The following is a 13718-nucleotide window of genomic DNA, read 5'->3' as shown; positions in this document are numbered from 1 at the left end:
CCGGGCGCCTCGCGCGCCGGCGCCCCCGGCCCGCCGTGCCGAGGGCGGCATGGGTCGCGCGCCGTTCGTCGACGAGGCCCAGGTGCACGTGCGCGGCGGGGACGGCGGAGCCGGCGCCGTCTCGTTCCGGCGCGAGGCGCACGTCGCGCGCGGCGGACCCGACGGGGGCGACGGCGGGCGCGGCGGCGACGTGTACCTCGAGGCGTCGAGCGCGCTCTCGTCGCTGCTCGCGTTCCGCGACCACCCGCACCGGCGCGCCGCCAGCGGCGCGCACGGCTCCGGCGGGCGCCGCCACGGCCGGTCCGGCGAGGACCTCGTCGTCTACGTCCCGGTCGGGACGGTCGTGCGCACCCTCGACGGCGAGGTGCTCGCCGACCTCGCCGTGCCGGGTGACCGCCTGCTCGCCGCGGCGGGGGGGCGCGGCGGGCGGGGGAACGCCCGCTTCCTCTCCAGCCGGCGGCGCGCGCCGGCGTTCGCCGAGCAGGGCGAGCCGGGCGAGGAGCGCTGGCTCGACCTCGAGCTGAAGCTCGTCGCCGACGTCGCGCTCGTCGGCTTCCCGAACGCCGGGAAGTCGACGCTCGTGTCACGTCTGTCGGCGGCCCGCCCGAAGGTCGCCGCCTACCCGTTCACCACCCTCGAGCCGCACCTCGGGGTGGTGCGCGTGGGCGGCGACGAGGCGCCGGTGGAGTTCGTCGTCGCGGACGTCCCGGGACTCATCGAGGGGGCGAGCGCCGGGCGGGGCCTCGGCCACCGCTTCCTGCGCCACGTCGAGCGGGCGCGCGTCCTGCTCGTGCTGGCGGACCTCGCTCCGAGCGCCGAGCGGCCCCCTGCCGAGCAGGTCGCGGTCCTGCTCGAGGAGCTGGCGCGCTACCGGCCCGCCCTCGCCGAGCGCCCGCGCCTCGTCGTCGGCTCGCGCGCCGACCTCGCCGCGGGACCCGACCGCGTCCCGCCCGCCGCCTACGGCGCAGCGTGCGCCGTGTCCGCCCGCACCGGCGACGGTCTGCGGGAGCTCTGCGCGCGCCTCGCCGGCCTCGTCGAGGCGGCGCGTGCCGCCGAGCCGGCGCCGAAGGCCGCTCCCGTCGTGCACCGTCCGGTGCCCGAGGGCGTCGCGGTCGAGCGGGTGGCCGGGGGCTTCGTCGTGCACGGGCGCGCCGCCGAGCGGGCCGTCGCCCTGTCCGACCTGACCGACGCCGAGGCCGTCGCCCTCGTCCAGCGCCGCCTCCGTCGCCTCGGCGTCGACCGCGCGCTGGCGCGGGCGGGCGCGCGCGAGGGCGACGAGGTGCGCATCGGGGCCTTCAGCTTCACCTACTCCGAGGACGCGTGAGGCGTCGCTCGGCGGGCTCGGCAGCTGGGCGATGATCGTCGTCGCCAAGATCGGGACGTCGTCGGTCACGTCTGCCAGCGGCGCCGTCGACGCCGAGGCGGTGGGCAGGCTCTGCGCGCAGGTGGCCGCGGCGCGCGCCGCGGGCCACGAGGTCGTGGTCGTCACCTCCGGCGCCGTGAGCGCCGGCGTCGCCACCCTGCAGCCGCCGGGCGGCCGGCCGCAGGACGCGCTCACGCTGCAGGCCCTCTCGGCGGTCGGCCAGCACCGGCTGATGCGCGTCTACGACGACGCGCTCGCGGCGCACGGCCTGGCCTGCGGGCAGGTGCTGCTCGCCCCCCACGACTTCGGGGAGCGCAGCCAGTACCTGAAGGCGAGGGCCACGATCCGGCGCCTCCTCGAGCTCGGCGTCGTGCCGGTCGTCAACGAGAACGACGTCGTCGCGGACGACGAGATCCGCTTCGGCGACAACGACCGGCTCGCGGCCCTCCTCGCCAACCTCGTCGCTGCCGAGCTCCTCGTCCTGCTCACCGACACCGCCGGCCTCTTCGACGCCGACCCGCGCCTCGTCGCCGACGCCTCGCTCGTCGAGGAGGTGACCGCCTTCGACGAGGAGCTCCTCGCTGCGGCGGGCGGGCCGGGGAGCCCGGGGGCCCGCGGCGGGATGGCCTCGAAGCTCGCCGCGGCGCGCATCGCCTCGTGGTCGGGCGTGCGCACCGTCATCGCCGCGGCGGGTCGCGCGCGCGTCCTCGAGGACGCCATCGCGTCGGCGCCCGGCGTCGGGACGGTCGTCCTGCCCGCGAGGCGGCGGCTGCCGGCGCGCAAGCTCTGGATCGCCTTCGCCCGGCCGCCCGCCGGGCGCGTCGTCGTCGACGCAGGCGCGCGCCGCGCCCTCGTCGAGCGCGAGGCCTCGCTCCTGCCGGCGGGCGCTACCGCCGTGGAGGGCCGCTTCGACGCCGAGGACGCGGTGGAGATCGTCGGTCCCGACGGCGAGGTGTTCGCCAAGGGGATCGCACGCCTGCCCGCCGAGCGCGCCGCGGAGTGGCTCGGGCGCCGCACCGCCGAGCTCGCCGACGAGCTGGCGGGCGAGCTCGTGCACCGCGACGACCTCGTCGTCCTCGTCGACCAGGACGGCGCCGCCCCGCCGGGCCGCCACCTCGGCGTCGGCTAGCCTGGGGCATGGCCACGACTCCGCTGCTGAAGCTCGGCGAGCGGGCGAAGGCCGCGGCGCGCGTCCTCGCCACGGCCTCGAGCGCCGCCAAGGACGAGGCGCTCGGGCTCGCCGCAGAGGCGCTCGAGGCTCGAGGCACCGAGATCCTCGCGGCGAACGCCCGCGACGTCGCCAGGGCGACCGCCGAGGGCGCCGGCCCGACCGTCGTCGATCGCCTGCGACTCACCGAGGACCGCCTGGCCTCGATGGCAGCGGGGCTGCGGGCCCTCGTGCGCCTCGCCGACCCGGTCGGCGAGGTCGTCGACGGGTGGGTGCGGCCGAACGGCCTTCGGGTGCGACGAGTGCGCGTCCCCCTCGGCGTCGTCGGCGTCGTCTACGAGAACCGACCGAACGTGACGTCCGACGCGGCCGGGCTGTGCCTCAAGGCGGGCAACGCGGCCTTCCTGCGCGGCTCCGCCGGGGCGCTCGAGTCGAACCAGGCGATCACGGCCGCACTGCGGGCCGGGATCGAGAAGGCCGGCCTGCCGCCGGACGCCGTCGTCCTCGTCGAGGACGTCCGGCACGAGACGGTCGAGGAGTTCGTGCGCCTGCGTGGCGTCATCGACTGTCTCGTGCCTCGGGGCGGCCCCTCGCTCGTCGGGCTCGTCACCGAGCGCGCGACCGTCCCCTACGTCATCGACGGCGACGGGAACTGCCACGTCTACGTCGACGCCAGCGCGGACCTCGCGATGGCCGAGCGCATCGTCGTCAACGCCAAGCTGCAGCGGCCGAGCGTGTGCAACGCGATGGAGACCCTCCTCGTCCACCGCGCCGTCGCGCCGCAGTTCCTCCCGCGCGTCGCCCGGTCGCTGCGGGGGGTCGAGCTCGTCGGCAACCAGGCGGCCCGCGCCGTCCTGCCGGCCATCGGGGCCGCCAGCGAGGAGGACTTCGCCACGGAGTTCCTCGGCCTCAAGCTCGCCGTCGGCGTCGTGGACGACCTCGACGAGGCGATCGCCCACATCGCGCGCTACTCGAGCGGCCACTCCGAGGCGATCGTGACGAGCGACTACGGCGCGGCGGCGCGCTTCGTGGCCGAGGTCGACGCCGCGGCGGTCCTCGTCAACGCCTCGACCCGCTTCGTCGACGGCGGCGAGCTCGGGCTCGGCGCGGAGATCGGGATCTCGACCCAGAAGCTCCACGCCCGGGGACCGATGGGGCTGCGCGAGCTGACGTCGGTGAAGTACGTGATCGAGGGCGACGGCCAGGTGCGCGCGTGACGGGCGGCGCCGAGCGGCTCGCGCCGGCGCCCGGCTTTCGCTCGGTCGAGGCGGCCACCGAGGCCCTCGCTCGCGTCGGCTACCTCGCCGAGCCGTCGACGGCGATGGTCGTCTACCTCGCCGGCCGCCTCGGCAAGCCCGTGCTCGTCGAGGGACCGGCTGGGACCGGCAAGACCGAGCTCGCCAAGGCGGCCGCCAGCGCCCTCGGCGTGCGCCTCGTGCGGCTGCAGTGCTACGAGGGCCTCGACGAGGCGAAGGTCCTCTACGAGTGGAACTACCGCAAGCAGCTGCTGCGGATCCAGGTGGCCACGCAGGCCGGGGGCACCGGGCCCTCGGACTGGAGCGAGCTCGAGGAGGACATCTTCGCCGAGGAGTTCCTCCTGGCGCGCCCGGTGCTCGAGGCGATCCGCTCGAGCGAGCCGGTGGTCCTCCTCGTCGACGAGGTCGACCGGGTCGAGGTCGAGACGGAGGCGCTCCTGCTCGAGGCGCTGTCCGAGCTGCAGGTCTCGATCCCCGAGCTCGGGACCGTGCGCGCCCGGCAGGTCCCCCTCGTCTTCCTCACCTCGAACGACACGCGCGAGCTGTCGGAGGCCTTGAAGCGCCGCTGCCTGTACCTGCACCTCGACTACCCGTCGGTCGCCCGCGAGCGGGCGATCGTGCTCGCCAAGGTGCCCGGCATCGCCGAGCACCTCGCCGACGAGGTGGCCCGCCTCGTGGCGTCCCTGCGCGCCCTCGATCTGCGCAAGCACCCGTCCATCTCCGAGACGCTCGACTGGGCGCGCGCCCTCGTCCTGCTCGGGGCCGACCACGCCGACGCGCCGACGACGCGGGCGACGCTCAACCTGCTCCTCAAGTACGAGTCCGACATCGAGGCGGCAGAGAAGGAGCTCGCCTCCACGGGCTGGTAGTGCTCGAGGTCCTCCTCGGCTTCGTCGAGGAGCTGCGTGCCCTCGGCGTGCCGGTGTCGCTGACCGAGGCGATCGACGCGGCGGCGAGCCTGCGCCACGTCCGGCTCGCGCGTCGCGCCGAGCTGCGCGGCGCGCTCGCAGCCACCCTCGTCAAGTCGGCCGAGCACCTGGCCGCCTTCGAGCGCGCCTTCGACGCCTACTTCTCTCCCGCGCCCGACGCCGGTCGACGCCTGGCGTGCGCCGCGCCCGGCGGGGGGGCGGAGGACCTCGCGCCGGCGGTCCGACGCGCCCTCGCGAGCGGGGAGGCGGCCGAGCTCGCCGCCCTGGCGCGCCTCGCCGTGGCGCTCGCGGGCCTCGAGCCGGGACGGCCCGTCGGTCCCTCCTACTACGTCGACCGGGCGCTTCGCGTCCTCGACCTCGACGGGGCGCTCGCCTTCCTGCGAGCGGCCGGGAGGCTCGACGACGCCCTCGCCCGCCTCGAGGCGGACCTCGGGTCGCTCGGGGCGCGCCTGCGGGTCGAGGAGCTCCGGCGCCGCGCCGCGACGCTGCGCCGCCTCGTCGAGGACGAGGTCCGGCGCGCGCTCGTCGCCGAGCGCGGCGGCGCCGCGCTCGCCCGGGAGCTGCGCCGTCCCCTGCTCGCGGACGTCGACTTCGCGCACGCGAGCGCGCAGGAGCTCGCTGCCATGCGCCGGGCGGTCGCGCCCCTGGCGCGGGCGCTCGCGGCCCGCCTGGCGCGGCGCCGACGCCACGCTCGCCTCGGGCCACTCGACTACCGGGCCACGATCCGCCGCTCGCTCTCCACCGGCGGCGTGCCCGTCGACGTGCGCCACCGGCCGCCGCGCGTCGCGCGGCCCGAGATCGTCGTCCTGGCCGACGTGTCCGGGTCGGTCGCCGCCTTTGCCCGCTTCACGCTCCAGCTCCTCTACGCCCTCGCGTCGCAGTTCTCGGGCGTGCGCACCTTCGTCTTCGTCGACGGGCTCGACGAGGTGACGCGCGTCTTCCGGCGGGCCGGCTCGATCGGCGAGGCCCTCGCCACGCTCGCGCTCGAGGCGGACGCGTGCGGTCCCGAGGGCCACTCCGACTACGGGCGCGCGCTCGCCGTCTTCCACGAGCGCTACGCGCGCGGCGCGCTGAGCGGGCGGACGACGGTCATCGTCGCGGGCGACGCCCGCAGCAACTACCACCCGCCCCGCGACGACCTGCTCGCCGACATCCGGCGGCGGGCGCGCCGGGTCGTCTGGCTCAACCCCGAGCCCCGCGCCTACTGGGGCAGCGGCGACTCGGTCATCGCGCGCTACGCCCAGCACTGCGACGCGCTCTTCGAGTGCCGCAACCTGCGCCAGCTGCAGGCCGCCGTCGCCGCGCTCACGTAGGGCTCGGGAGTGCGCCGACGCGCCGGACCGGTATCGTCGGTGCGTGGGAGCGTTCGCCGGAGCTGGCGAGGTGGCGGCCGGCACGCGCCTCGCGATCGTGCGCCACGGCGAGGCGCACTGCAACGTGGAGGAGGTCGTCGGCGGCCACCGGGGCTGCCGCGGGCTGACCGAACGCGGCGTGCGCCAGGCCGAGGCGCTCGCCCGGCGGCTGCGGCGCACGGGCGAGTTCGCGACGGCGAGCGCGCTCTACACGAGCGTGCTGCCGCGTGCGGTCATGACCGCCGAGATCCTGTCGGACGCCCTCGGCCTCGGCACGCCGGTGCGCACCTGCTCGCTGTGCGAGCGCCATCCCGGCGAGGCCGACGGCCTCACCTGGGCGCAGTTCGAGGCCCGCTACCGGCGGCGGTCGCTGCCGGGCGACGACCCGGAGCTCCCGCTGTCGCCCGGGGGCGAGAGCTGGGCCGGCTTCCTCGACCGCGCCGCCGATGCCCTGCGGCGGATCGCTGCGGCCCACCCCGGCGAGCTCGTCGTCGTCGCCGCGCACGGCGGCGTGATCGACGCCTCGCTCATCCGTTTCCTCTCGCTCCCCGACCACGGCGCCGCGGTGCGCCTGCACCCCGAGCACACCTCGATCACCGAGTGGCACCACACCGGGGGGCGGTGGCGCCTCGTGCGCTACGCCGACGCGGCCCACCTGCTCGAGGGGGAGGGTCTGCGTGCCTCGACGCCGGAGTGGGTGCAGCTCGAGGCGGCGCCGGCCGCCCCGGCTCAGCAGGTGTAGTCCGGGTCGAGTCCGTAGGGGGAGGGGAGCGTCCCCGGCGTCTCCTGCAGGATCCAGGGCACGCCGCCGGCGAACAGGTCGGAGCGCCTGGTCCCGAGGTAGCGGGCGGTCCCCGCGCACCAGGGTGCGAGGGCGGAGGTCGGCGCGAGACCGGCCTCGGTGAACGGCGGTCGGGTCCACACGACGCCCGCGACCCACAGCGGGACGCGGGCGCCGGCCGGCACGAAGTCGCCGGCGATCTGCGCGTACTGCACGCTCGTCGAGTAGATCCCGACGCGCACGCCATCCGCGCGCAGGCCGTCGATCGCGCCCTGGATCGTCTCGTCGTTGAGCGCCGGCGAGGCCGACCAGTACTGGCCAGCGGCGAAGTTCGAGTACGCGTCGGGCGACAGCTGGGCGCCCTCCACGTCGAGCCACCACAGGAGGGAGTGGACCTTCTGGGACGCCGCGTAGACGAAGGCCTGGCGGGCGCCGTTGTAGCCGTAGTTGTAGGCGATGCACGCGGCGCGCGCCTTCGCCAGGTTGGCGCACGTGCCGTGCGGGCCGCTCGCACCGAGCCGCGCCGCCTCGGCGCTGCGGTCGGGGGCGTTGACGAACAGGTAGAGCTCGTAGGGCGCGCCGTCCGCCCCCGCCGCGCGCGTCGCCCAGGCCGCCTCGGCGGCGAGGCAGGGGTTGTCCGCGTTGTCGAGCCAGCCGGCGACCTCGATGATCGTGAGCTTGGAGGTCCTCGGCAGCGAGGTCGACGCGGCGTGCGAGTCACGCCGGGCGCACTGGAAGTTCGACACGTCGTAGCCGAAGACGTGGTGGGGCAGCGCGACGACCTCGGCAGCGGGCACCGCCAGCGTCGTGACGAGGTCGACGACGTGCGTCGGCCGGCGCGGCGGCGCGTGGGCGAGCGAGCCCGCGAAGCGGGCGTCCCCGAAGTTGTAGACGCGGCCGCTCGAGCCGGCGAGGAGGTAGCCGCCGCCGTCGGGGGTGGCTGCCATCGCGACGATCGGTCGGGGCTTGCGCACGTGCACCGCCGAGCCGAAGAAGCCGGCGTCGCCGAAGTTGTGCACGCCCCCGTCCGCCGTGGCGAGCCAGTAGCCCCGTCCGTCGGGTGTCGGCGCGATGGCGACGACCGGCCGGCGCGGGTGGGAGAGCGAGCCGAAGCAGCCGGCGTCGCCGAAGCAGCGGACGACCCCGTTCGCCGTGGCGAGCCAGTAGCCGCCGCCGTCGGGGGTCGGCGCGATGGCGACGACCGGCCGCCGGAGGTGGTCGTGCACCGCTGAGCCGCAGAAGGGCGCGTCGCCGAAGTTGAGCACCCCCCCGTTCGCCGTGGCGAGCCAGTAGCCGCCGCCGTCGGGGGTGGGCGCCATCGCCACGATCGGCCGGGGGAGGCGGCGGTGGACCGGGGACCCGAGGAAGAGCGCGTCGCCGAAGTTCTCGACGTTGCCGCGGGCGGTGACGACCCAGTAGCCGCCGCCGTCGGGCGTCGCCGCGCCCGCGACGACCTCGTCGCGCCGCGGGGCGCCTGGCTTCGCCCCGTAGTAGCCGGCGCCGCCGAATGCCCTGATCGCGCCGTTCGACTCGAGCAGGTAGTAGCCGAGCTGCGGCGGCGGCGGGACCGGCGGCGTCGTCGTGGTCGTCGTGGTGGTGCTCGTCGTGCTCGAGGGCGTCGTCGTGCTCGTCGTGGTGGTGCTCGTCGTGCTCGAGGGCGTCGTGGTGCTCGTCGTCGACGTGCTCGTGCTCGTCGTGGTGGTGCTCGTCGTGCTCGTGCTCGTCGTGGTGGTGCTCGTCGTGGTGGTGCTCGTCGTGGTGGTCGTCGTGGGCAGGGTCGGCGGGAAGCACGACGATTGCGCCGGCGGCGTCGTCGTGGTCGTCGAGCCCGCCGGGCCGCTCGCCTCGGACGTCGTCGGCGCGGCGGCCGCGGCCGGTCGCGGCGCGGCGAGCGCCGCGCAGGCGAGCGCGAGCAGCCCGGGCGCGAGGAGGGACGGCGCCCTCGAGCGCCAGCAGGGGCGCCGCATCAGCTCCGGAGCAGCTCGGCGACTCGGAACGCCAGGTCGATCGACTGGCGGGCGTTGAGGCGGGGATCGCAGGTGGTCGTGTAGCGCAGCGGGAGGTGCTCCTCGAGGATGTCCTCCACGCCCCCGAGGCACTCGGTGACGTCGTCGCCGGTGAGCTCGACGTGCACCCCACCCGGCCAGGTCCCCTCGGCGCGATGGACCGAGAAGAAGCCGCGGATCTCGCCGAGCACGTCGTCGAAGTGGCGCGTCTTGCGACCTCCCTCGGAGGTGAAGGTGTTGCCGTGCATCGGGTCGCAGGCCCACACGACCGGGTGCCCGGCGTCCGCCACGGCGCGCACGAGCGGCGGCAGGAGCGTGGTCACCTTGTCGACGCCGAGGCGCGTGATGAGCGTCAGCCGGCCCGGCTCGCGCTCGGGGTTCAGCGCCTCGCAGAGGGCGAGCACCTCCTCGGGGGTGGCCGCGGGCCCGAGCTTGACGCCGACGGGATTCCGCACGCCGGCGAGGAAGGTGACGTGCGCGCCGTCGAGCTGACGGGTGCGCTCGCCGATCCAGAGCATGTGCGCCGAGCAGTCGTAGTAGTCGCCGGTGAGCGAGTCGACGCGCGTCAGCGCCTCCTCGTAGTCGAGGAGGAGCGCCTCGTGGCTCGTGTAGAGGTCCACCTGCTGGATCGGGGCCTCGTGCGAGAGGTCGACCCCGCACGCGGCCATGAAGGCGAGCGCCCGGTCGATCTCCTCGGCGATCGCCTCGTAGCGGCGGCCCTCGGCGCTCGTCGCGACGAACTCCTGGTTCCAGGCGTGCACCTGCGAGAGATCGGCGAAGCCGCCCTTCGTGAAGGCGCGCAGGAGGTTGAGCGTCGACGCGGCGTGGTGGTAGGCGGTGACCATGCGCCAGGGGTCGGGGACGCGCGCCGCGGGGATGGGCGCGTCGTCGTTCACGATGTGGCCGCGGAACGCCGGCATCTCGACGTTGCCGACCCGCTCCACCGGTGACGAGCGCGGCTTCGCGAACTGACCGGCGATGCGGCCGAGCTTGACGACCGGCACGCCGGCCCCGTAGGTGAGGACGACGGCCATCTGCAAGATGACCTTCAGCTTGTCGCGGATCGAGTCGGCGCTCAGGTCGTTGAACGACTCGGCGCAGTCCCCGGCCTGCAGGAGGAAGGCGCGGCCGTTCACGACCGCGCCGAGCGCCCGCTTGAGGCGCCGCGCCTCGCCGGCGAACACGAGCGGCGGGAGCGCGGCGAGCTCGCGCCGCGCCGCCTCGAGGGCGTCGGCGTCGGGCCACTCGGGCAGCTGCACGGCCGGGCGCTCGCGCCAGGCCTGCGGCGTCCAGGCCGCCGCCGGACGGCCGTCGGGTCGGGCGCGCCCGTGGGACTCGGGGTGCGTCGTCGCCATGCAGCAAGCCTAGGCGCCCTACCGCGGCTGCGGTGGGCACGGGCCTGTGGGCGCTGCCGGCTGCGACCGGTCGCCTAGTCTGCCGCAGTGGCGCGAGCGACGCATTCCGAGAGACGCCGCGAGCCGAGGGCGCACCCGGGCATCGCCCGCCTCGGCATCTTCGGGGGCACCTTCGACCCCATCCACGTCGGCCACCTCGTGGCCGCGGTGAACGCTCGCCACGACCTGCGCCTCGACCGCGTCCTGCTCGTCGTCGCGAACGAGCCGTGGCAGAAGGTGGGTGGGCGCGCCGTCACGCCGGCGCTGGACCGCCTCGCGCTCGTCGAGGCTGCCATCGCGGGCGTGGAGGGCCTCGAGGCGAGCTCGATCGAGATCGAGCGGGGCGGGCCCTCCTACACCGCCGACACGGCCGCCGAGCTGGCCCGTCGTTACCCCGGGGCCGAGCTGTTCCTCCTCGTCGGCGCCGACGTGGCCGCCGGGCTCGGTACCTGGGAGCGGCTCGACGAGGTGCGCCGTCTCGTCACCCTCGCCGTCGTCAACCGGCCTGGCGCGCGCCTGGAGCGCGCCGCCGGCGAGCTCGCCGGGTTCCGCGTCACGACGGTCGAGATCCCGGGCCTCGAGCTGTCGAGCACCGAGCTGCGCGAGCGGGCGGCCACGGGGCGCCCGCTCGAGTTCCTCGTGCCCGAGCAGGCCATCCGCCTCATCCGAGAGCGGCGGCTGTACGCTGGGGCGGAATGACACGGTCGCTTGCCGTCGCTCGAGGGTGGCCACCGGGGCGCGGGGGGCGCCTCGCGAGCCCGCGCGGGGCGCGTTGAGCTTCGAGCACGTCCTCGCCGCGGCGCGCGCCGCCGCGGCGAAGTCGCACGACGAGACCGTGATCCTCGACGTCGGGCCGCTCATCGGCATCACCGACTACTTCGTCGTCGCGAGCGGCCGCAACGACCGCCAGGTGCGTGCCATCGTCGACGAGGTCTCACGGCGTGTCCGCCAGGCGGGCGGCGCCGAGCGCCGGACCGAGGGGCTGCGCGAGGCGCGCTGGGTCCTCCTCGACTACGGGGACTTCGTCGTGCACGTCTTCGACCGGCACGAGCGCGAGTACTACGGCCTCGAGCGCCTGTGGTCCGACGCGAGGCGGGTGCCCTTCGACGGCGTGGTCGCCGAGCCGGCCGGCGCGGCGAGCACGTAGCCGGGCAGCGCCGCCCCGGGTTCGCACCCCGCCGAGCGCTGGGCACCGTCTCCTGCGCGCCTCGCTGGCGCCCGCGAGGCGCGCGAGCGCGGCGGAGCGCGATCCCGACGAGGATGCTCAGCGGGCGCCGACCCGGCGGCCGCTCGCGGGCGCGACGAGCGCCGCGTAGTCGGCGCGGTCCACGGGACGCAGCGTGAAGGTGCCGTTCGGCAGGTAGTTCTCGGGCACGCCGTCGAAGAGGAAGGTCACCTTGCGGATGCCGTAGCCCGGCTCGGTGAGGGTGTAGACGATCTGGCCGAGCGCCTCGTAGAGCTGCACGCCGAAGATGGAGTCGAAGGTGTGGTCGAGGGTGACGGTCGCCACGCCGGTCCTCGCGTTGATGGCGATCGGCGTGAGCGCGGGCTCGTGGGGCGGCTGGCTGAGCGCCGTCGTCACGCCGGCGCGACCCTCGGAGGCGGTCGGTCCGAGGTCGAGGAAGTCGAGGGCGTCGTCGGCGGTCGGCGGCTGGGAGACGTAGCGCCGCTCGGGCACGAGGTAGCCGGCGGGGGAGAGGAAGTACACGAGGAAGTGGTAGGTGCCCCGCTGGAGCGTCGTCGGCGTGGTGGACCTGCCGTAGGGCGCGAGCAGGTCGGCGGGGATGGCGTCCGTCGAGAGCGTGTGCGCGGCGCCGTCCATGGGGATGCCGCAGCCGCCGAGCGCCAGCCCGAGCGCCAGCGCGGCGAGCGCTGCCCCGATCCGGGTCCGCGTCACCGTGCCGCCACCCCCGGCGAACCGTCCCCCGAGGCGAGCGGCACCGGCGCCGGGGCGCCGCCGCCCGTCGCCTCGTCCTCGGCGTACTCCTCGCCGTCCTCGAGCTCGTCGAGACCCCGGGGCGCGAGGGGGAGCTCGACGACGAAGCGCGCGCCGCCCCCCGGGCGGTCCTCGACCCACACCCGGCCGCCGAGGAGCCTCGTGTGCTCGGCGACGAGCGCGAGGCCGAGCCCGGTGCCGTCCCCCGCGCCGCGGCGCCCGGCGGCGTGCGAGCCGCGGGCGAAGCGCTCGAAGATCCGCTCGCGCTCCTCGGGCGGCACGCCCGGGCCGGCGTCCTCGACGCAGATGCGGACCGCCGTCTCGCCGCACGCCTCCGCCGCGACGCGCGTCGCGCCCCCGGCGTAGCGGGCCGCGTTCTCGACGAGGTTGGCGACGATGCGCTCGAAGCGCCGGCGGTCGACGAGGACGTCGCGCCCGGCGAGCTCGGGGGCGACGGCCGTCGGCACGGCGGGGTCGGCGGCTCCCACGGCGTGGCTGAGGAGGCGAGCGACGCTCGTGGGGCGCAGGTCGAGCGCCTCGGCCCCGCCGTCGAGCCGGGAGATCTCGAGCAGGTCGACGACCATCCGCTGGAAGCGCCGCAGCTCGGCGGCGAGCAGGTCGAGCGCTTGGCGCGAGCGCTCCGGCAGCCCGGCGCGCCTCGCCTCGAGGACGCTCAGGGCGGCCGTCACCGTCGTGAGGGGCGAGCGCAGCTCGTGGCTCACGTCGGAGGTGAAGCGGGCGTCCCGCTCGATGCGCTGCTGGAGGCGGTCGACCATCTGGTTGAAGGAGGACGCGAGCACGGCGAGGTCGCTCACGTCCGCCGTCTCGAGGCGCGTGTCGAGCCGGCCGCTCGCGATCGCGCGGGCCGCCTGGGCGACGTCGCGCAGCGGGCGCATGAGGCGCTTCGCCGCCCACCGGCCGAGGACGGCGCCGGCGAGGGCGGTGGCGAGCGCCGCGGCGACGAGCGAGGCGAGCAGGATGCGCAGCGTGCGCGCCACCTCGTCGAGGGAGAAGACCTCGACGAAGTAGGCGTGCATGGCCCGGATCGGGACGCCGACGGCGATCACCGGGGCCCCGTTCAGGGCGAAGATCTGCTCGGCCGGCGTCCCGCCGATCGCCGTGTCGAGCAGCGAGGTGGGCAGGTCGATCGGACTGAGCTGGGTGGAGTGCCACTGGCCGCCGCGCAGGAGGAGCGAGTAGGAGCACTGCGGCGTCGCCCGAGGCCCGAGGCAGGCCGCGCCGGGTGGGCGGGAGGAGGCGTCCACCTGCGCGAGGATGGCGACGAGCTGGGAGGGGTTGCCCTCGAGCGCGTTGCGCACCCGCAGCGCGTTGGCGAACACGGTGCTCTCGATCGAGCTCTCCTCCTGGTGGAGGATCGACGAGCGGACGGTGAGGTAGGTGGCGGTGGCGAGGGCCACCGACAGGGCGAGCGCGCCGAGGGCGAAGCTGATCGAGATGCGCGTCCGCAGCCCGATGCGGGCTCGGCGCGCCCGGCGCCGGCGGCGCAGCGGTCGGAACCGGGCGCGCATCGGC

The 13718-nt window shown here is 76.0% G+C and carries 13 protein-coding genes; 9 read left to right on the top strand and 4 right to left on the bottom strand.

The genetic code is table 11. The features are described 5' to 3' along the window. The first annotated feature begins 49 nt into the window (after positions 1-49). From obgE to VKV23_07870, 6 genes are read left to right on the top strand one after another with little or no spacing between them, the layout of a single operon-like run. Positions 50-1324: a GTPase ObgE gene (obgE, locus tag VKV23_07895; GenBank protein ID HLI15956.1), complete on the top strand. Its 1275-nt coding sequence runs from the start codon at positions 50-52 to the stop codon at positions 1322-1324. 31 nt (positions 1325-1355) lie between these two features. Further along, complete coding sequence (gene proB, locus VKV23_07890; protein HLI15955.1) at positions 1356-2492, top strand: glutamate 5-kinase; 1137 nt, start codon at positions 1356-1358, stop codon at positions 2490-2492. Between the two features lie 8 nt (positions 2493-2500). After that, positions 2501-3748: a glutamate-5-semialdehyde dehydrogenase gene (locus VKV23_07885; protein HLI15954.1), complete on the top strand. Its 1248-nt coding sequence runs from the start codon at positions 2501-2503 to the stop codon at positions 3746-3748. Beyond that, on the top strand, positions 3745-4656 hold the full coding sequence (locus tag VKV23_07880) for a MoxR family ATPase (protein HLI15953.1): 912 nt from the start codon (positions 3745-3747) through the stop codon (positions 4654-4656). The genes VKV23_07885 and VKV23_07880 overlap by 4 nt, the downstream gene beginning before the upstream one ends. After that, positions 4656-6029: a VWA domain-containing protein gene (locus tag VKV23_07875; protein ID HLI15952.1), complete on the top strand. Its 1374-nt coding sequence runs from the start codon at positions 4656-4658 to the stop codon at positions 6027-6029. The genes VKV23_07880 and VKV23_07875 overlap by 1 nt, the downstream gene beginning before the upstream one ends. A 43-nt stretch (positions 6030-6072) precedes the next feature. Further along, positions 6073-6810, top strand: coding sequence for a histidine phosphatase family protein (locus VKV23_07870; GenBank protein HLI15951.1), 738 nt, complete (start codon positions 6073-6075; stop codon positions 6808-6810). On the opposite strand, the gene VKV23_07865 is transcribed toward VKV23_07870, so the two are convergent. After that, complete coding sequence (locus VKV23_07865; GenBank protein HLI15950.1) at positions 6798-8174, bottom strand: hypothetical protein; 1377 nt, start codon at positions 8172-8174, stop codon at positions 6798-6800. The two genes, VKV23_07870 and VKV23_07865, sit on opposite strands and share 13 nt — an antisense overlap. Before the next feature lie 256 nt (positions 8175-8430). On the opposite strand from VKV23_07865, the gene VKV23_07860 reads away from it, so the two are divergent. Beyond that, positions 8431-8874, top strand: a complete 444-nt coding sequence (locus VKV23_07860; protein HLI15949.1) for a hypothetical protein — start codon at positions 8431-8433, stop codon at positions 8872-8874. On the opposite strand, the gene VKV23_07855 is transcribed toward VKV23_07860, so the two are convergent. After that, the gene (locus VKV23_07855; GenBank protein ID HLI15948.1) at positions 8816-10210 is read right to left on the bottom strand and encodes a 3-deoxy-7-phosphoheptulonate synthase class II; all 1395 of its coding nucleotides are present in this window, start codon (positions 10208-10210) and stop codon (positions 8816-8818) included. The genes VKV23_07860 and VKV23_07855 overlap by 59 nt on opposite strands. Positions 10211-10297: 87 nt before the next feature. On the opposite strand from VKV23_07855, the gene nadD reads away from it, so the two are divergent. Together nadD and rsfS are read left to right on the top strand one after the other, a co-directional pair. After that, complete coding sequence (nadD, locus tag VKV23_07850) at positions 10298-10948, top strand: nicotinate-nucleotide adenylyltransferase (protein HLI15947.1); 651 nt, start codon at positions 10298-10300, stop codon at positions 10946-10948. Positions 10949-11021: 73 nt separating this feature from the next. Next, entirely contained in the window at positions 11022-11396 is a 375-nt protein-coding gene (rsfS, locus tag VKV23_07845) for a ribosome silencing factor (protein HLI15946.1), read from the top strand. Between the two features lie 117 nt (positions 11397-11513). On the opposite strand, the gene VKV23_07840 is transcribed toward rsfS, so the two are convergent. Both VKV23_07840 and VKV23_07835 read right to left on the bottom strand, forming a co-directional pair. Then, entirely contained in the window at positions 11514-12146 is a 633-nt protein-coding gene (locus tag VKV23_07840; GenBank protein ID HLI15945.1) for a GerMN domain-containing protein, read from the bottom strand. Beyond that, entirely contained in the window at positions 12143-13714 is a 1572-nt protein-coding gene (locus tag VKV23_07835; protein HLI15944.1) for a HAMP domain-containing sensor histidine kinase, read from the bottom strand. Before VKV23_07835 ends, VKV23_07840 begins: the two co-directional genes overlap by 4 nt. Between the last annotated feature and the right edge of the window lie 4 nt (positions 13715-13718).

The sequence above is a fragment of the Acidimicrobiales bacterium genome (genome assembly GCA_035294085.1).
Lineage (GTDB): Bacteria > Actinomycetota > Acidimicrobiia > Acidimicrobiales > Bog-793 > DATGLP01.
Note: the sequence above shows the minus strand (reverse complement) of the source record. Positions and strands in the feature narration are given on the sequence as shown.